At 52.8% G+C, this 17,432-nt stretch carries 17 protein-coding genes; 12 read left to right on the top strand and 5 right to left on the bottom strand.

Translation table 11 applies throughout. The features are described from left to right. Positions 1-4: 4 nt before the first annotated feature. Positions 5-1,180 (bottom strand): hypothetical protein, encoded by a 1,176-nt coding sequence (locus ACZ1HF_RS10220; protein ID WP_472657399.1) that lies wholly within the window; start codon positions 1,178-1,180, stop codon positions 5-7. Between ACZ1HF_RS10220 and crcB the strand changes: the two genes are divergently transcribed. The 8 genes from crcB to ACZ1HF_RS10180 all read left to right on the top strand — a co-directional run bounded on the left by crcB (position 1,167) and on the right by ACZ1HF_RS10180 (position 8,658). Continuing rightward, entirely contained in the window at positions 1,167-1,544 is a 378-nt protein-coding gene (gene crcB, locus ACZ1HF_RS10215) for a fluoride efflux transporter CrcB (protein ID WP_472657398.1), read from the top strand. The genes ACZ1HF_RS10220 and crcB overlap by 14 nt on opposite strands. Next, positions 1,541-2,599: an RluA family pseudouridine synthase gene (locus ACZ1HF_RS10210; protein ID WP_472657397.1), complete on the top strand. Its 1,059-nt coding sequence runs from the start codon at positions 1,541-1,543 to the stop codon at positions 2,597-2,599. The genes crcB and ACZ1HF_RS10210 overlap by 4 nt, the downstream gene beginning before the upstream one ends. Further along, positions 2,587-3,267 (top strand): HAD-IA family hydrolase, encoded by a 681-nt coding sequence (locus ACZ1HF_RS10205; protein WP_472657396.1) that lies wholly within the window; start codon positions 2,587-2,589, stop codon positions 3,265-3,267. The genes ACZ1HF_RS10210 and ACZ1HF_RS10205 overlap by 13 nt, the downstream gene beginning before the upstream one ends. Next, positions 3,264-3,971 (top strand): ATP12 family chaperone protein, encoded by a 708-nt coding sequence (locus ACZ1HF_RS10200; protein WP_472657394.1) that lies wholly within the window; start codon positions 3,264-3,266, stop codon positions 3,969-3,971. The genes ACZ1HF_RS10205 and ACZ1HF_RS10200 overlap by 4 nt, the downstream gene beginning before the upstream one ends. 240 nt (positions 3,972-4,211) lie before the next feature. Continuing rightward, positions 4,212-5,231: an amino acid ABC transporter substrate-binding protein gene (locus tag ACZ1HF_RS10195; RefSeq protein WP_472659026.1), complete on the top strand. Its 1,020-nt coding sequence runs from the start codon at positions 4,212-4,214 to the stop codon at positions 5,229-5,231. 126 nt (positions 5,232-5,357) lie between these two features. After that, complete coding sequence (locus tag ACZ1HF_RS10190; RefSeq protein ID WP_472657393.1) at positions 5,358-6,572, top strand: amino acid ABC transporter permease; 1,215 nt, start codon at positions 5,358-5,360, stop codon at positions 6,570-6,572. Between the two features lie 4 nt (positions 6,573-6,576). After that, positions 6,577-7,875, top strand: a complete 1,299-nt coding sequence (locus ACZ1HF_RS10185; RefSeq protein WP_472657392.1) for an amino acid ABC transporter permease — start codon at positions 6,577-6,579, stop codon at positions 7,873-7,875. 15 nt (positions 7,876-7,890) lie between these two features. Continuing rightward, positions 7,891-8,658, top strand: coding sequence for an amino acid ABC transporter ATP-binding protein (locus ACZ1HF_RS10180; RefSeq protein ID WP_472657391.1), 768 nt, complete (start codon positions 7,891-7,893; stop codon positions 8,656-8,658). A gap of 12 nt (positions 8,659-8,670) precedes the next feature. Here ACZ1HF_RS10180 and ACZ1HF_RS10175 read toward each other — a convergent pair whose 3' ends face one another. From ACZ1HF_RS10175 to argB, 3 genes are all read right to left on the bottom strand, one after another. Next, positions 8,671-9,165 (bottom strand): SixA phosphatase family protein, encoded by a 495-nt coding sequence (locus ACZ1HF_RS10175; protein ID WP_472659025.1) that lies wholly within the window; start codon positions 9,163-9,165, stop codon positions 8,671-8,673. Between the two features lie 106 nt (positions 9,166-9,271). Next, a complete protein-coding gene (locus tag ACZ1HF_RS10170) occupies positions 9,272-10,069 on the bottom strand; it encodes a sterol desaturase family protein (RefSeq protein ID WP_472659024.1) in 798 nt (265 codons plus the stop codon). 71 nt (positions 10,070-10,140) lie between these two features. Next, complete coding sequence (argB, locus tag ACZ1HF_RS10165; protein ID WP_472657390.1) at positions 10,141-10,986, bottom strand: acetylglutamate kinase; 846 nt, start codon at positions 10,984-10,986, stop codon at positions 10,141-10,143. Between the two features lie 113 nt (positions 10,987-11,099). Here argB and ACZ1HF_RS10160 point away from each other — a divergent pair, with 113 nt between their 5' ends. Further along, positions 11,100-11,840 carry an SDR family NAD(P)-dependent oxidoreductase gene (locus ACZ1HF_RS10160; RefSeq protein WP_472657389.1) on the top strand — a complete coding sequence of 247 codons (741 nt, stop codon included), beginning with the start codon at positions 11,100-11,102 and terminating at the stop codon, positions 11,838-11,840. A 32-nt stretch (positions 11,841-11,872) separates the two neighbouring features. On the opposite strand, the gene ACZ1HF_RS10155 is transcribed toward ACZ1HF_RS10160, so the two are convergent. Further along, on the bottom strand, positions 11,873-13,249 hold the full coding sequence (locus ACZ1HF_RS10155; RefSeq protein ID WP_472657388.1) for a M20/M25/M40 family metallo-hydrolase: 1,377 nt from the start codon (positions 13,247-13,249) through the stop codon (positions 11,873-11,875). Between the two features lie 365 nt (positions 13,250-13,614). Here ACZ1HF_RS10155 and hemA point away from each other — a divergent pair, with 365 nt between their 5' ends. The 3 genes from hemA (at position 13,615) to ispG (ending at position 17,411) form a co-directional block, all read left to right on the top strand. After that, complete coding sequence (gene hemA, locus ACZ1HF_RS10150; RefSeq protein ID WP_472657387.1) at positions 13,615-14,838, top strand: 5-aminolevulinate synthase; 1,224 nt, start codon at positions 13,615-13,617, stop codon at positions 14,836-14,838. Between the two features lie 113 nt (positions 14,839-14,951). Further along, positions 14,952-16,190, top strand: coding sequence for a helix-turn-helix domain-containing protein (locus ACZ1HF_RS10145; RefSeq protein WP_472657386.1), 1,239 nt, complete (start codon positions 14,952-14,954; stop codon positions 16,188-16,190). Between the two features lie 96 nt (positions 16,191-16,286). Continuing rightward, entirely contained in the window at positions 16,287-17,411 is a 1,125-nt protein-coding gene (gene ispG, locus ACZ1HF_RS10140) for a flavodoxin-dependent (E)-4-hydroxy-3-methylbut-2-enyl-diphosphate synthase (RefSeq protein WP_472657385.1), read from the top strand. Positions 17,412-17,432: the final 21 nt, after the last annotated feature.

The following is a 17,432-nucleotide window of genomic DNA, read 5'->3' as shown; positions in this document are numbered from 1 at the left end:
GATGTCAGCGCGGTCGGATCACATAAAGCCCGTCGCTGCCCATCGTATCGATGTTATTTCCAGGTCTGAATTCCAGAAAGCTAACATTTACGTCAGATACATAAGGCTCCGGCACAGTAAACCAGCTCAGGTTGCTCGCAAACCCGAGACCAAAGTTATGATGAACGGCCATCTCGCGGAACAGAACAGTATCTTGCCCAATGCTAAGGCTGTAGTAAGCCGGGCCGCGAAAAGCTGCGGGGATTGGGGTGTATACAACCGGCTCTATTCCTTGTTTGTCGAAGCCCAAAATCTTCAATTTACCTTTGGCCGGATATTGAAACGCATCTTCAGGCAGCCCTGAATATTCATCCCGTAAGCGAAAACTGTCTGCCGCATACTGCTTTGTGTCTGGGTCTTTCAAAAGAACAGTTCTGGCATGTTTCTCGGGGAAGCCTTCGATCGTGACGCCAAGTTCCCAATCAGTGGCGATCTTGGCATTTTCATATGCCGTGTGCAGGATCACCCATTCGCCATCTATCCGCATGAAGCTGGCTTGCCGGATGAAGTCATGGGTCGAATTTGCATGTAGAACGACATCCGCGTCCGCATAAGCCTGTCCGAATATTTGCTCCCAGCTTTTTTGAGACAGGACGCGGTCCTTATCGCTGTTTACAACCTGAACGATGGGTTCAAGAAAGGGGTTTTCGCGTGACAGATCGTAAACACCGTTTGGGGTCAGAATATACTGCGAAAAGGGCGGTATCTGATAGTCACCTTCGCGTTCGACCGAAAAAACCTTTCGTCCAGTCTGGTCAAGTTTCGTGATTTTCGTTCCCGTCGCGATGAAGAACTTGCCGTTGGGCTGATATGTGACATTTGCAAGATAGGGATCATCAATCCACACAATTTCAAACGTCTCTGTCCCACTTGCATTTTTCAAAATCGGCGCATTGGTCAGCTTCGAGGGTCTAAGCATTTCCGGATAGGTGACATCAAGGACTGTGCATTTTTCCAGAAATGCCAAAAGCAAGAGCATGGACAGCCCAAGGGTCAAAACACGATACATGCGTTTACTCAATGTCATGGCGCTGAACGTAAATGCTTGTTTCCGTGTTTGCCAGCTTTCGGGGTAACTTTGATCGCGCCCGCTTGACTCTCTGCGCATCAGGCCCGACAGAACGCCTATGATCTGGACCACTCTTCAAGTCGCTCTTGGTGGGGCTATTGGGGCATCGCTGCGTTTTCTCGCGGGCGTTGGTATCTTCAGGCTGACCGGGCCTGGATTTCCCTATGCGGTGCTCAGCGTGAACATTATTGGTTCGTTCCTGATGGGGGTTTTCGTGGTCTATGCGGCGCAACGCAGTGCGACTTATCTGTCGCCTTTCGTCATGACGGGTATTCTAGGCGGCTTCACCACATTCTCGGCCTTTTCGCTTGAGGCTTACACGCTCTTTGAACGTGGTCAGACCGGGGCGGCTGCGATTTATGTTGCAGTCTCCGTTATCCTGTCTATTTCAGCCCTCATTGCGGGTATTATGCTGACCAGAGGGGTTTTCGCATGAGCCGTGTTCAGACAGTTCACGTTGGCGATGATGAGGCCGAGCAGCGCCTTGACCGTTGGTTTCGGCGGCATTTCCCGCATGTATCCCAAGGTCGGATCGAGAAGATGTGTCGCAAGGGTGAAATCCGTGTTGATGGCGGGCGGGTAAAGTCCAATTTCCGTGTGGTCCCAGGTCAAGCTGTGCGCATCCCCCCGCTGCCCACTGAGGAGCAGATAGAGGCGCAGGCAAAGACCGCACATATTTCCAAAGCTGATGCTAAGATGATTCAAGATTGTGTGATATACAAGGATGACCACATCATCGCGCTGAACAAACCACCGGGTCTTGCGGTACAGGGTGGCTCGAAGACGTCGCGCCATGTGGACGGCATGGCCGCAGCGTTGAGTTTTGAACGTGACGACACGCCCCGCCTTGTCCACCGTCTTGACAAGGATACATCGGGTGTTCTGGTGCTGGCGCGCACGCAGGCCATGGCGTCGGCGCTTACGGCGGCTTTTCGTCACAAACACACCCGCAAGATTTATTGGGCGCTGGTCGCCGGGGTGCCTTATCCCAAGATTGGCACGATCAAATACGGTCTTGTCAAAGCTGCCGGTCATGGCAAAGGGGGCGAGGGGGAAAAGATGCACTGCATTCACCCGCGTGACGTGGACAGCACGCCCGGCGCCAAGCGCGCGCATACGGATTATGCGACCATGTGCTTTCTGGGGCAACGCGCGGCATGGATGGCGCTGGTGCCTGTTACGGGCCGTACCCATCAGCTGCGCGCGCATATGGCACAGATGGGGCATCCCATTGTGGGCGATGGCAAATACGGCGGCAGCGGTCAGGAAAATCAAGGCGATGGTTGGGGTGCGCAATTGGGCGATGAGATTAGCAAGAAACTGCATCTGCATGCCCGCTTTATCAGTTTTGAGCATCCTGTGACGGGCGAAGAGATCACCATTACTGCCCCGATCCCTGATCATATGAAACGCAGCTGGGATTTCCTTGGCTGGACTGAGAAAGATGTGCCCGCAGACCCGTTTGACGAGGATGAAGAATGGCAGACCTGAAGCTGGTGCTGTTCGATGTCGATGGCACCCTCATCGATAGTATTGCCCATATCGAGCAGTTGATGGCGCAAGCTTTCGCTCGTCATGCCTTGACCGAGCCAGCACTCGGCGCAGTACGTTCGTTGATCGGGATGTCGCTTCCTGTGCTTCTGGACCAGCTGCATCCGGGGTTGAGTGATCGTGACCTGCGCGCGCTTGGGCAGACCTACCGGGATATGTTCAGTGAAAGCTGCATCGCACTGCCTGCGGATCAAACCTCGCCATTGTTTCCCGGCGCTAAAGCTGCGCTTGATCGTCTTTCAACACGCGATGACGTGATCCTTGGGGTTGCTACCGGCAAGTCCCGCCGTGGTTTGGATCGGTTGCTTGAGGCGCATGGGATGACTGGGTATTTCATGACCACACAGGTTGCCGATGATCATCCGTCAAAACCACACCCTTCTATGATTGAAGCCGCCCTGCGTGAGAGCGGCACTGATGCCAGAGACGCGATCATGATCGGTGACACATCTTTCGACCTGCAAATGGCGCGCTCTGCCGGTGTTCTGTCAATGGGCGTGACATGGGGCAATCATACACCTGATACTCTGAGCCCGCTGGCGGATCATATGCTAGACAATTTCGATGAATTGGATGAAGCAATCGCTCAAATGTGGCAACCCGCATGAGCGAGTGGGCCGCAAAACGCTTTTGGAAAGCGGTCAAGTCTGTACCTGAACAGGACGGTTTTGCGATCCATCTTGATACACGACCGGTACGCACGCCTGCCAAGGCCCCATTGATTGTGCCGACCCAAGCCATGGCTGATGCAATCGCGCAGGAATGGGATGCGCAGGGTGAAAAGATTGATCCGCGCACGATGCCCGTCACCCGCTCGGCCAATGCGGCGATTGACAAGGTGCGCACACAGAAGGGTGAGGTGGTTGACCTGATTGCAGCTTATGCCGATAGCGACCTGATCTGTTACCGGGCTGCCGCGCCGGAACAGTTGGTAGCGTTAGAGACCGAGGGGTGGGATCCGCTTATAGCTTGGGTCAAACACCGCTTTGATGTGACACTGCAAAGCCATGTCGGTGTGATGCATGCCCCGCAAAACGCGGTAGTTATCGACCGATTGAAGGCGGAAGCCTCTACGTTCAACTCGTTTCAGATGGCGGCATTTCATGATCTGGTTGCGCTGTCGGGTTCTTTCGTGATCGGTCTTGCGGTCATTCACGACTATCTACCCGCGGCAGAGCTATGGGAAATCAGCCGAATCGATGAAATATGGCAGCAACAACAATGGGGCAGAGACGAAGAAGCAGCCGCCCATGCCGATATTAAAAGGGCTGATTTCCTACATGCAGACTATTTTTTTCGTCTTAGTGTCTGATATGCGGGCTATTTAGTCTAAACTGCGCTGGATTGTTGAACAGATCGAGAAAACAAACCTGACTCTTTGAAAAATCCTAGACTTTCCCTTGGGTAAATTGAGGCAAATGCCTTGACCTTAGGCGTTTGTTTTGGCCTTATTCTGGCTCACCGGGAGGATATGGTCCTCTCGCGTATCGTTCCCGGCTTACTCAGGCTGGAAAAACCGCCCCAACGGGCGGACCATCAGGAAGAGGTAAAAATGAATAAATCCGTATTTCTTGGCGCCCTTACCGTCGCAGGCATCGTTGCCAGTGGCGCATCGGCTGCCACGCTTGACGAAGTCAAGGCGCGCGGCAAACTGAATTGTGGTGTAACCACAGGGCTTGTCGGTTTTGCGGCCCCTGACGCGAATGGTAAATGGGAAGGTTTTGACGTTGGCGTCTGCCGTGCCGTTGCAGCTGCTGTGCTGGGCGATCCCAATGCTGTTGAGTTTGTTCCAACGACAGGCAAGACGCGCTTCACGGCACTCGCATCTGGTGAAATTGATATGCTGGCGCGTAACACCACTTGGACATTCTCACGTGATGTGGACCTGAAGTTCACATTTGTTGGCGTGAACTATTATGATGGCCAAGGCTTTATGGTTCCGAAAGAGCTGGGTGTGTCCTCAGCCAAGGAACTGGATGGCGCAACTGTGTGTATCCAGACCGGTACAACGACCGAGCTGAACCTGGCTGACTATTTCCGCGCTAACAATATCAGCTACGAGCCTGTGCCTATCGAAACCAATTCTGAGGCACAGCAGCAATATCTGGCTGGTGCATGCGACGTTTACACAACAGATGCGTCTGGCCTCGCATCCACACGTGCGACATTCGAAAACCCCGGTGATCACGTATTGCTGCCCGAGATCGTGTCTAAAGAGCCACTGGGCCCATTGGTCCGTCATGGCGATGATGAGTGGGGCGATATCGTTCGCTGGACTCTGAACGCGTTGATTACAGCGGAAGAGCTGGGTGTTTCCTCTGCTAACGTGGCTGATCTGTCTGCAGAAGCAGGTGATAACCCCGAAGTGAACCGCCTTCTTGGCACCGAAGGCAACTTGGGCGAAATGCTGGGTCTGTCTGCGGATTGGGCTAAAAACGCGATTGTTGCCGGTGGTAACTATGGTGAAATTTTCGAGAAAACCATTGGTGAGAAAACACCAATTGGTCTGGCGCGCGGTTTGAATGCGCAATGGACCGATGGTGGCCTGATCTACTCTCCACCATTCCGGTAAAACAGAATACAAAAGGGCGCGGTTACACTCCGCGCCCTTTTCCTATGTGACGACCAAAACAGATCCGGCCTACGCGCAACGACGCGATACATAAAATACACCGGACCAAAACAGGGAACGTCTTTGATGGCGACAATAACCGACCCGCAGGAGGAGTCGTTCAGGCTCTCTATGCTTATAAACGATACACGGTATCGTTCGCTAACATTCCAGGCAATCGCGCTACTACTGCTTATTGTTGCTATCGCCTACTTGGGGAACAATCTGGTAAACAACCTGCGCGCAGCAGGGCTAAACATCAGCTACGAGTTTCTAGGGTCATCTGCTGGCTATGACATCAATCAGACGCTGATCCCCTACACGAGCCAATCCACGAACATGCAAGCAGCATGGGTCGGTATTCTCAACACATTACTTGTGGCGGTGTTGGCGTGTGTGACGGCCACTATTTTTGGGGTAATCGCTGGCGTGCTACGCCTGTCAAACAACTGGCTTGTGCGTAAGCTAATGGCCTTTTATGTGGAAATTTTTCGCAATATTCCGGTTCTGATCTGGATTATTATTATTTTCACAATCATGACTGCAACAATGCCTGGACCGCGTGCGTTTCGTGGTGAAGACCCGTCTGCCACAATGTTGCTTGACGCCTTTGCGTTTACGAACCGCGGAGTTTATATTCCGGCTCCGGTTTGGGGCGCGGGCTCTATGGTGGTGGTGGCAACCTTCATCCTGTCCATCATCGCCGTCTTCGCCTATCGGCGCTACGCGACAAAGCTACTCTACGATACGGGTAAGATGCTGCCGGTTCTATGGCCCTCTGTAGCGATTTTCGTGCTACCCTCCCTGATCATGTTCTTCCTGATGGGAAGTCCGATCTCGCTAGATTATCCCGAGCTTAAGGGCTTTAACTTTGCCGGGGGTATAAAAATCGGTGGTCCGCTCATCGCACTTTGGTTCGCGCTGTCGGTATATACGGGTGCCTTCATCGCCGAGAACGTGCGCGCCGGTATCATAGCCGTATCCAAAGGCCAGACAGAGGCTGCCTCGGCCCTTGGTTTGCGCCCTGGGCGCGTTATGAACCTTGTTGTATTACCGCAAGCACTGCGTGTGATTATACCGCCGCTTATTTCGCAATACCTCAACATCACTAAGAACTCTTCATTAGCGATTGCCGTTGGTTACGCTGACATCACTGCGACCCTTGGTGGCATCACGTTGAACCAGACGGGCCGTGCTATCGAATGTGTGCTTCTGTTGATGCTGTTTTATCTCGTCATCTCATTATGCATTTCAATCATCATGAACATCTACAACAATTCAATGAAATTGAAGGAGCGCTGATCTCATGTCTGATACACATGCACACTCCGTAGCCTTTGTTCGTGAAACAGAAATTCCTCCTGCGCTGCCACCTGCCACGGCCACGGGACCAGTCAAATGGATGCGCGAAAATCTCTTTGCGACTTGGGCAAACGGGTTACTGACCGTTGCTGCACTTTATGTGATTTTCCTGATCCTTGGCTCTACATTGCCTTGGATATTAGGCGGCATCTGGAACACAGACAGCCTTGCAGAATGTCGTGAGGCGCTTAACGGCGTTTCTGCGGCTTGTTTCTCGGTACTGGCGGAACGCTGGAACCAATTGCTGTTCGGGTTCAAATACCCGCCCGATCTCTATTGGCGACCAACAATAGCCTTTGTGCTGCTTTTTGCAGCCATGGCACCTGTGTTGTTCTTTGACCTGCCGCGCAAGCTGCTGATCTTTACAGGCATCTATCCGTTTCTCGCCTATTGGCTGATCTGGGGCGGGACGATCTTCGCGCCACTGTTGGCATTAGTGGGCGTAATTGCCGGCTTCCTTGTCTACAACCACTTTGTCAAAAACAGTTTTGCCACAGGTTTTGTAGGTGGAATTGTGGCGGTTTTTTTTGTGTGGATTATTGGTGGGGCTCTCATTCCCGATACAGCATCCAACAACGCGATGTTGCAGGCGGTTCCATCCCGCGACCTCGGTGGTTTCATGCTGAACATGATGCTGGGTATTACATGTGTTTCGCTGTCACTGCCCATCGGCGTTGCGCTTGCGCTGGGCCGCCAGTCTGATCTGCCGCTGATCAAGGGTGTTTGTGTGGTCTTTATCGAATTCGTGCGCGGCGTGCCGCTGATCACACTTCTGTTTGTCGCAAACGTCATGCTGGCTTACTTCTTCCCGCCCGGATCCGGCGTTGATCTGTTCCTGCGTGTGGTGATCATGATCACAATGTTCTCGGCTGCCTATATCGCCGAGGTGATCCGAGGTGGTCTCGCGGCATTGCCCAAAGGGCAATATGAAGCTGCGGACAGCCTTGGTCTTGATTATGCACAGGCGATGCGTCTGATCATTCTTCCACAGGCCTTGAAGATTTCCATTCCGGGCATCGTGAACATCGCCGTGGGGTTATTCAAAGATACAACGCTTGTCTCGGTCATTTCCATGTTCGACATCGTCGGGATGATCCGCGGACCAATTCTGGCATCAACCGAGTGGAACGGGGTCTATTGGGAACTGTTCATGTTCGCATCCATCCTGTTTTTCGTTGTTTGCTACAGCATATCACAATACTCGCAATGGCTCGAACGCCGCCTTGCGACAGATCACCATTAAATGGGGAGTTACGGCATGGCCGAGACCGCACAAATGCAGGTATCCGACGAAGTCGCGATCACCATCCAGAATATGAATAAATGGTATGGTACGTTTCACGTACTGCGCGATATTAACCTGACGGTAAATCAGGGCGAGAGGATTGTGATCTGCGGGCCGTCAGGTTCTGGCAAGTCCACCTTGATCCGCTGTATCAACGCGCTTGAGGAACATCAGCAGGGCTCGATCACAGTTGACGGTACGCTGCTATCCTCTGATCTCAAGAATATCGATAAAATCCGCTCTGAGGTCGGTATGTGCTTCCAGCACTTCAACCTGTTTCCGCATCTGACTATTCTGGAAAACTGCACACTTGCCCCGATCTGGGTGCGCAAGACGCCTAAGAAAGAAGCCGAGGAAACGGCGATGCATTTTCTGGAAAAGGTGAAAATTCCGGATCAGGCCGATAAATATCCCGGCCAGCTATCAGGCGGTCAGCAGCAGCGGGTGGCGATTGCGCGATCCCTGTGTATGCGCCCTCGTATCATGCTATTTGACGAACCGACTTCGGCCCTTGACCCAGAGATGATCAAAGAGGTGCTCGACACGATGATCGAACTAGCTGAAGAGGGCATGACCATGCTCTGCGTGACCCATGAGATGGGCTTTGCCCGTCAGGTTGCCAATCGGGTGATTTTCATGGATCAGGGCCAGATAGTCGAACAGAACGAACCTGAAGAGTTCTTCAATAATCCCAAGTCGGATCGTACGAAGCTGTTTCTCAGTCAGATCCTGGGGCACTGACGGTAAAGGCGTTCAGTCGGCATCCAAATCTTTGGGTGTCACGAAGTCGATAAGCTGCATACTGCCGAATTTCAGATCGGACCATGTAGCAATATCGGTCTCTGCGATCAGTGTTGCCGCAGTCGGATATTGTCGAAATTTTGGGTGATCTGGCTTCTTGGATATGAGCAAGCTGGCGAGTGAAGCAAATCCCGGATTATGACCGATCACCATCAGATCGCTATCCGGGGCTTTCTGGATATGGCGCAGGATCGTGTCGGGCGATGCGTGATATAGCCCGTTTTCGAAGGAGGCGACGGGTCTTGGTTTCATAGGTTCAATTGCCAGCGCACAGGTCCACTTGGCCCGCTCCGCCGTTGAACATAGAACCGTGCCAGGGATATGGTTTTTGCTGACCAGCCATTCACCCATAAGCTTGGCTGCGGCCCGCCCACGATCATTCAAAGGTCTGTCATGATCGTCCAGCGCTAGATCGTCCCAGCTGGATTTGGCATGGCGTGTAAGGATAAGTTTCAGAGCATCACCTGTAAAATTTCACCAAAGACTAAACTTCTATCAATGTAACAACGGTTTCAATCAGATTGTAGGGCAATTATTTTAGGCGCACTTGGCCTCACTCTTTACGCTTGAATGGTAATGCCAAGCTCCATCCCAGTTTAGAGGGACGCTCATCCTGCCATTGCAAGCCGATTAACATAGCGTCATGGCCTTCACCGGGCTGCGCTATATATGTGCCGAAAAGCCGATCCCAGATGGACAGGGAAAACCCATAATTACTGTCATGCTCTGCCCGGTGAACGGAGTGATGAACGCGGTGCATGTCCGGTGTCACGAAGACCTGCCGCACCATAGCATCCAGCCAGAGCGGTAACTTGATATTGGCGTGATTAAACATGGCGGTGCCGTTCAGGATAATCTCGAACAGGATAACCGCCAGCGCGGCGGGTCCCATCAGATAGACTAACCCAATTTTCAGGACCATAGACAAGGCGATTTCTACCGGATGGAACCGGATTGCAGTGGTCACGTCGATATCAACATCCGCGTGATGCACTTGATGCAAACGCCACAGAATTGGCACCTTATGAGTGATCAGATGTTGTAGCCAAATCGCGAAATCCAGCACAAGGATCGAAATCATAACTTCAAGACCAAAGGCCCAGTCGAGGGTATTGAATAGCCCCCACCCGTTTTCAGCAGCATCATAGGCTGCACCAACAGCCAGCAGCGGCATGGCAAGGGCCATTGCACGCAAAGTGAGTGTATCGATGATGATGATCGCCCAATTGGTTGTCCAGCGCGCAGCGCGTGTTTGCGTGCGGGCACGCCTTGGGGCCCAAGCCTCAAGCGCTGCGAATAGGGCAAAAAGGCCTGCAAATATAGTTAGGCGAACAAGGGCTTCATTTTCCATACGATGAAAATACGGTGATCCGCCATTCAGGCAAGAGACGCGATGCCGCGCCACGACCACGTTTGCGTGAGCTAGGCCCGGATTATTGAGCCTGCGCCATGATCCGTGAACAGCTCTAGTAAGCAGGCATTGGGCGCGCGTCCGTCAAGTATAACGACAGCGCGCACGCCAGCGCTCAACGCGTCCAGCGCGGTTTCAGTTTTCGGGATCATGCCGCCGGCAATGATCCCGTCTTTGGTTAGAGTGCGGATATGTTCTGCGGTAAGTTCTGTGACGACCTGCCCGCTGTCGTCCTTCACCCCCGCAACATCGGTCAGTAGTAACAGCCGGTCTGCTTTCAGCGCAGACGCAACAGCCCCTGCGGCTGTGTCGCCATTGACGTTGAATGTCTCGCCATTTTGACCCGTCCCGATAGGGGCAACAACCGGGATGATCTCGGCTTCGTGCATTTGATGCAGCACGGCAGGGTTCAGGTTTACAGGGGTTCCGACAAAGCCAAGTTCCGGGTCTGTCGGCTCACAGATCATCAGGTTAGTATCCTTGCCCGACAGCCCGACAGCCCGTCCCCCCTGACCATTGATTGCCTGTACGATACGTTTGTTGACTTTACCGGACAGAACCATCTCAACCACCTGGACCGTAGTTTCATCGGTGATACGCTTGCCGTTCAGAAATTCCGATTGCACCCCCAGCTTGGACAGCATGTCATTGATCATCGGACCGCCGCCATGGACGATTACAGGGTTCACGCCAACCTGCTGCATCAGGACCACGTCACGGGCAAAACTGTCCATCGCCTCATCACTGCCCATCGCGTTACCACCCAGCTTGATCACAACAATCGCGCCGTCATAGCGCTGTAGGTAAGGAAGCGCTTGGGACAGGGTCCGGGCCGTCGTAATCCAGTCTTGGTTCATGGCATTCTGCTTTTTCATCTCAGGCCTATTGGTATCGGGAGTTAACAGGACTGCCAAGTTGCGTTTCACTAAGGGCGTGTTACGGTTGCACCATTGGCACAAGGATGATCGCGATGGCCAAAGCTGACACCCGTAAAACCATGCTACTGACCGGTGCCAGCCGGGGGATTGGGCATGCCACTGTGCAGAGGTTCAATGCGGAAGGCTGGCGGGTGCTGACGTGTTCTCGCCACCCGTTTCCTGCGGAATGCCCGTGGGGCGGCGGGGCCGAAAATCACATCCAGATCGATCTGGCAGACCCAAAGAACACAATTGAAGCTATTGAGGTCATTCGCGGCAAATTAGATGGCCACCTGAATGCACTTGTCAACAATGCCGGAATTTCACCTAAGGGCGAAGATGGCGGACGGCTGAACACGCTTGAGACCGATTTGCGCACATGGGGCCATGTGTTTCATGTGAACTTCTTTGCCTCTGTGGTTCTCGCGCGTGGGCTTAAAAACGAATTGGCGCGCGCCAAGGGATCGGTGGTCAACGTAACCTCGATTGCGGGTAGTCGGGTGCATCCTTTTGCGGGCGCTGCCTATGCGACCTCCAAAGCGGCCTTGGCGGCGCTCACACGGGAAATGGCCTTTGATTTTGGCCCAATGGATGTGCGCGTTAATGCCATTGCACCAGGTGAGGTTGAGACGGCGATTTTATCACCCGGGACCGACAAGATTGTCGAGAAGCTGCCCATGCAACGGTTGGGTCAGCCCGAAGAAGTTGCTGCTGCGATACTGTTCCTGTGCTCTGAGGAAAGCTCTTATATTTCGGGAACCGAAATAGAAGTGAACGGCGCGCAGCATGTGTGAGGTGTGAGAATTTTCTGCGAAAATTCGTTACCTTACACCTCTGACAGCTTGTCTAATATTCTTGCCCAGCTTCTTATGCCTTTATGGAAGCTCTCAAGATCATATTTCTCATTTGGCGAATGGATTTGATCATCATCCTTGCCAAAACCGATCAGCATGGCGTCCATACCAAGAATTTCCTTGAAATGCCCGGCAATCGGGATTGACCCGCCGCAACCTGTGAAGGCCGCAGCATTTGGCCATTCGTCAGACAGGGCCTGACGGGCCTGCTCAAACGCCGGGTGATCCGTTGCCATTTGCGAGGCGGAGGATGCCCCATGCTGATCGAACGTCACACTACAATCTGGTGGCAGTTGGTCTTGCACATAGGCGCGAAATGCTTTGCGGATGGCATGGGGGTCCTGATCACCCACCAGACGAAACGAAATCTTGGCAGTTGCTTTTGAAGGCAGGACGGTCTTGAACCCATCGCCTTCATATCCGCCGGAAATTCCATTTACCTCGCAGGTTGGGCGCGACCAGATCATTTCAAGCGCGGTGCGACCCTGCTCACCCGCAGGGGTGGACAGGCCGACTTCACGCAGAAATTCGAAATGGTCGAAATTCAGATCATCCCATTGGCCAGCGATATCGGTTGGTAGTTCTGGAACACCTTCGTAGAAATCAGGCAATGTGATCCGTCCCGTTTCATCATGCAGGCCGGCAATGATCTTGGCGAGCACCCGGATCGGGTTCATCGAAATACCACCATACATACCGGAATGCAGGTCTTTGGACGGGCCAGTTATAGTAATTTCCTCGCCGAGCAATCCACGCAGGCGCGTCACAATCGCAGGTGTCGTTTCACCAAACAGGCCTGTGTCGCAGATCAGTGCGATATCCGCCCGCAACTCATCTGCATTGTCCTTCATAAAAGGCACAAGGGATGGAGAGCCGCTTTCCTCCTCACCTTCGAAGAATATCGAAATCTTCGCAGGTAGCGATCCGTTTACAGCTTTCCAGGCGCGACATGCCTCCACAAACGTCATCAACTGACCCTTGTCATCGGACGATCCGCGCCCCCGGATCACCTTTCCTTTTGGTGTGTCCTCGATGGCGGGCTCAAAAGGGGGGCTATCCCACAGGTCAAGTGGATCAACAGGTTGCACATCATAATGACCATAAAACATGACGTGCTGACCGACCTCTGGCCCGTGGGCTACGACCATCGGATGGCCGGGGGTCCGTCGTTTCGAGGCTTCAAACCCGATCGAGTTTAAATCATCCACCAACCAGTCTGCTGCCTGATCGCAAGCATCCTTGTAAGCCGGATCAGTACTGATGGACGGTATGCTCAGCAGCTTTAATAGCCTGTCAGTTGCGTCCGGAAGGTTTTCGTCTATATGCGCAAGTACTTTGTCCAGTGCCATCTGGATACACCCATTTTCAATATCAGCCCTTTTTGAGACTAACACGACCGTGATCACTGTCCAGCCATAAGTCACTGGAATATTAGCGAAAGTTGCGGTAGCTAGAGGTTTCTGCAACGAGTGAAGAAACAATATGAGAGACAGGATTATATTGATTGCAATTCAGAACTCGACCGGCGGGACAGGTCATGCTGAGTTCCTCGGGTTCAAAATGATATATGGCCAGAAATTGAGTGGTTATTGTCATAGATCAATGAAACCGCAATTCCCTGTACATAGAACTGCAGGGGCGGCAATATGTACCCTTCGCGGGTGTAGTTTTTCGCATTACACACATCAAATATCCGAGATGAAAGCTGCCTGATTTGACTTATGATACTGCACTCGATGCCGCTCTGAACCGCCTGCATGAAGAAGGCCGCTACCGTACTTTTATTGATGTGGAACGTGTGCAGGGTCATTTCCCGCGTGCAGTCTGGTCACGACCTGATGGATCGCGTCAAGACGTGACAATCTGGTGTGGCAACGACTATCTAGGCATGGGACAACATCCGGTGGTCCTGTCTGCTATGCATGAAGCAATTGATAGCGCTGGTGCCGGATCTGGTGGGACACGGAATATCTCTGGTACAACGGTCTATCATAAACGGCTTGAAGCGGAATTGGCTGATCTGCATGGTAAAGAGGCAGCGCTTGTCTTTACGTCAGCCTATATTGCAAATGATGCAACGCTGTCGACTTTGCCAAAACTTTTGCCGGGGCTTGTGATCCTCAGTGATAGCTTGAATCATGCATCAATGATTGAAGGTATTCGGCGTAATGGTGGCGCTAAACGCATTTTCAACCATAATGATCTGGGCGATTTACGTGCGCAACTCGAAGCGATTCCGGCCGATGTGCCAAAGTTGATTGCGTTTGAATCAGTTTATTCCATGGATGGTGATTTCGGCCCGATTGAGGCGATCTGCGATTTGGCCGACGAATTCAACGCGTTGACCTATATCGATGAGGTTCATGCCGTGGGCATGTACGGGCCGCGCGGTGCAGGTGTGGCTGAACGGGATGGCCTTATGCACCGCATCGACATTATTAACGGCACGCTCGCCAAGGCTTATGGCGTTATGGGGGGCTATATCGCTGCAAGTGCCAAGATGTGTGATGCCATACGATCTTATGCGCCGGGTTTCATTTTTACGACGTCCTTGCCGCCTGCAATCGCGGCGGGGGCTGCAGCATCCGTGGCGCATCTCAAGACAGATCAGGCCCTGCGCGATTTGCACCATCAATGTGCTAATGTTTTGAAGCTAAGGCTGAAAGGTTTGGGTCTACCAATTATCGATTATGGCAGTCATATCGTTCCGGTTCATGTGGGCGATCCGGTAAAGTGCAAGATGATCTCGGACAGATTACTTGATGATTTTGGTATTTACGTCCAACCTATAAACTTTCCGACTGTTCCACGCGGAACAGAGCGTTTGCGCTTTACGCCGTCACCTGTGCATAATGGGCCGATGGTGGATGCATTGGTGCATGCAATGGATGAACTTTGGGGTCATTGTGCACTCAGCAGAAACGAACAATCAGCCTGATAAGTTCTGTACGTGCATAATCACGTAAAGTTGTGCTATTGTTCATTTAAACGTAGCGACTCATACCTGAATCGACTGCGAAACGGGGAAACGGAATAAAGCGGGCAGAGTGGATGTTGGGGCGCAAAACGCAACTCAATCCTGAAAAACCGGAGGAACGTCGAGGTTTCGACGCTTTCGATCTGCGTCTTGGCGATATAATGCGCGGTGAGCGTGCGACGCTTGGCAAATCCCTTCTCGATGTGCAGCGCGAGCTTAAAATCAAAGCCAATTACATTGCTGCAGTCGAAAATGCCGATCCTTCTGTGTTTGAAAGCCCTGGCTTCATTGCTGGCTATGTGCGTTCTTATTCCCGGTATCTTGGCCTTGATCCTGAATGGGCTTTCGAGCGGTTTTGCAAGGAAAGCGGGTTTGCCGGTGTCGAGGGGTTGTCCGGTGGGACTGCAACCAAGTCAAAAACTCAGCAAAACACCAAGAATGCTCGTATCGTTGATGACCCGTTCGGCGGTACATTTGGTGGCCATGCGCCAATTGGTGATGGGCTGTTCAGTAGTATCGAGCCGCGCGCCATTGGATCAACAATTGTTCTGCTTGGGCTAATTGGTCTTCTGAGCTATGGCGCATGGTCTGTTCTGCAAGAAGTGCAGCGGGTGCAATTTGCTCCTGTGGATCAGGCTCCAGGCGTGGCTTCGGATGTGGCGAGTTTTGAAGCAGACGCGAGTTTGCCTGAAGGCGAAGATTTGGCATCAGAATTTGTCGCGCCCTCTGCTGATGCGCTGGACCGGCTGTACCGCCCACAAGTTCTGGAAGCGCCAGTATTTACTGCCCGCGATGGCCCTATTGCTTCGCTTGATCCTAATTCAATTGGTGCATTGGTCGATGAGCCATCAGAACGGCTTGCTTCTGCTGCAATGCCTTATACACCGGATGACGCACCAGTTCCGACCCATCCGGCACATGCGGCACCTGTGAAGGTTGTAGAAGACACTGCGCCAGATGTAGCTCTGTTCGCTGTGCGCCCGGCTTGGGTTCGTGTATCGTCCTCGGATGGAACAATCCTGTTTGAAAAAATTCTCGATGCTGGCGAACAATATGTGCTGCCGCAAACCGATGAAGATTCTATCCTGCGGGCCGGGAATTCAGGATCGCTTTATTTCAGCGTTAAGGGTAAAACCTTTGGCCCCGCAGGTAATGGCACATCCGTCGCCAAGAATGTAGCGCTGGGCGTAGAGGCGATCACCGAGAACTATGCCGAGGCCGATCTGGATGCAGACCCGGCTCTGGCCGATATCATAACCGCTATGGCCGAGACTGAGACGCTGGAAGAGGATCCTTCTGCCGCGTCGGAATAGTATCGGAATAACATCGGAATAATTGGCCAGATTCGTTGCGGCGATAGCCTGTTCGCTCTATATCAATGATGACTTGTAGAAAGCGGATTTGATCCCATGTCACTTCATGCCATCCGCCCCTGGCGGCAGATTGATCGCAGGACGTCGCGCAAGATTTACGTGGGCTCAGTCCCTGTCGGGGGCGACGCGCCGATTTCGGTGCAAACAATGACGAACACGGATACATCTGATATCACAGCAACCATCGCGCAAGTTCAAGCCTGTGCCGAGGCAGGTGCGGATATCGTCCGTATCTCGACGCCGGATGAAAGCAGCACCCGCGCCTTGAAAGACATTGTTGCAGAAAGCCCGGTTCCCATCGTCGCGGATATTCATTTCCACTACAAACGTGCGATTGAAGCTGCCGAAGCCGGTGCGGCCTGTCTGCGGATCAATCCAGGCAATATCGGTGATGCTTCCAGGGTACGCGAAGTGATCAAAGCCGCCAAGGATCACGGTTGTTCCATTCGGATCGGGGTCAACGCAGGCTCGCTTGAAAAACACCTGCTGGATAAATACGCCGAGCCTTGTCCGGAAGCCATGATCGAAAGTGGGCTCGATCATATTCGCATCCTCGAAGAAAACGATTTTCAGAACTACAAGATCAGCTGTAAGGCGTCTGATGTGTTTCTCGCGGCCGCCGCTTATCAGGGGCTGGCCGAAGCAACGGACGCGCCGATTCATCTGGGTATTACCGAGGCAGGCGGGCTGACCTCGGGTACGATCAAATCTGCTATCGGACTTGGAAATCTTCTATGGATGGGTATTGGCGATACGATCCGCGTGTCGCTATCTGCTGATCCGGTCGAAGAGGTAAAAGTCGGCTACGAAATCCTGAAATCCTTGGGCCTGCGCCACCGCGGCGTAAACATTATTTCCTGCCCATCCTGCGCGCGGCAAGGCTTTGATGTGATCAAGACCGTTGAAGCATTGGAAAAGCGTCTTGAACATATCAAGACCCCCATGAGCCTTTCTATAATTGGTTGCGTGGTCAATGGGCCGGGCGAGGCATTGATGACCGATGTGGGCTTCACAGGCGGTGGGGCCGGATCAGGCATGGTGTATTTGGCTGGCAAGCAAAGCCACAAGCTGAGCAATGATCAGATGATTGACCACATCGTTGAGCAAGTGGAAAAGAAAGCCGCCGAGCTTGAAGATGCAGCTGATATGGCGGCCGAGTAGGGTTGATTTCTCATTTATACG

Source organism: Litoreibacter sp. GN1-5 (genome assembly GCF_055693805.1).
Note: the sequence above shows the minus strand (reverse complement) of the source record. Positions and strands in the feature narration are given on the sequence as shown.

Coding starts and splice junctions, on each gene's coding strand:
- crcB (WP_472657398.1), top strand. CDS start 1,167: ATGATCTGGACCACTCTTCAAGTCGCTCTTGGTGGGGCTATTGGGGCA.
- ACZ1HF_RS10210 (WP_472657397.1), top strand. CDS start 1,541: ATGAGCCGTGTTCAGACAGTTCACGTTGGCGATGATGAGGCCGAGCAG.
- ACZ1HF_RS10205 (WP_472657396.1), top strand. CDS start 2,587: ATGGCAGACCTGAAGCTGGTGCTGTTCGATGTCGATGGCACCCTCATC.
- ACZ1HF_RS10200 (WP_472657394.1), top strand. CDS start 3,264: ATGAGCGAGTGGGCCGCAAAACGCTTTTGGAAAGCGGTCAAGTCTGTA.
- ACZ1HF_RS10195 (WP_472659026.1), top strand. CDS start 4,212: ATGAATAAATCCGTATTTCTTGGCGCCCTTACCGTCGCAGGCATCGTT.
- ACZ1HF_RS10190 (WP_472657393.1), top strand. CDS start 5,358: ATGGCGACAATAACCGACCCGCAGGAGGAGTCGTTCAGGCTCTCTATG.
- ACZ1HF_RS10185 (WP_472657392.1), top strand. CDS start 6,577: ATGTCTGATACACATGCACACTCCGTAGCCTTTGTTCGTGAAACAGAA.
- ACZ1HF_RS10180 (WP_472657391.1), top strand. CDS start 7,891: ATGGCCGAGACCGCACAAATGCAGGTATCCGACGAAGTCGCGATCACC.
- ACZ1HF_RS10170 (WP_472659024.1), bottom strand. CDS start 10,069: ATGGAAAATGAAGCCCTTGTTCGCCTAACTATATTTGCAGGCCTTTTT.
- argB (WP_472657390.1), bottom strand. CDS start 10,986: ATGAACCAAGACTGGATTACGACGGCCCGGACCCTGTCCCAAGCGCTT.
- ACZ1HF_RS10160 (WP_472657389.1), top strand. CDS start 11,100: ATGGCCAAAGCTGACACCCGTAAAACCATGCTACTGACCGGTGCCAGC.
- ACZ1HF_RS10155 (WP_472657388.1), bottom strand. CDS start 13,249: ATGGCACTGGACAAAGTACTTGCGCATATAGACGAAAACCTTCCGGAC.
- ACZ1HF_RS10145 (WP_472657386.1), top strand. CDS start 14,952: ATGTTGGGGCGCAAAACGCAACTCAATCCTGAAAAACCGGAGGAACGT.
- ispG (WP_472657385.1), top strand. CDS start 16,287: ATGTCACTTCATGCCATCCGCCCCTGGCGGCAGATTGATCGCAGGACG.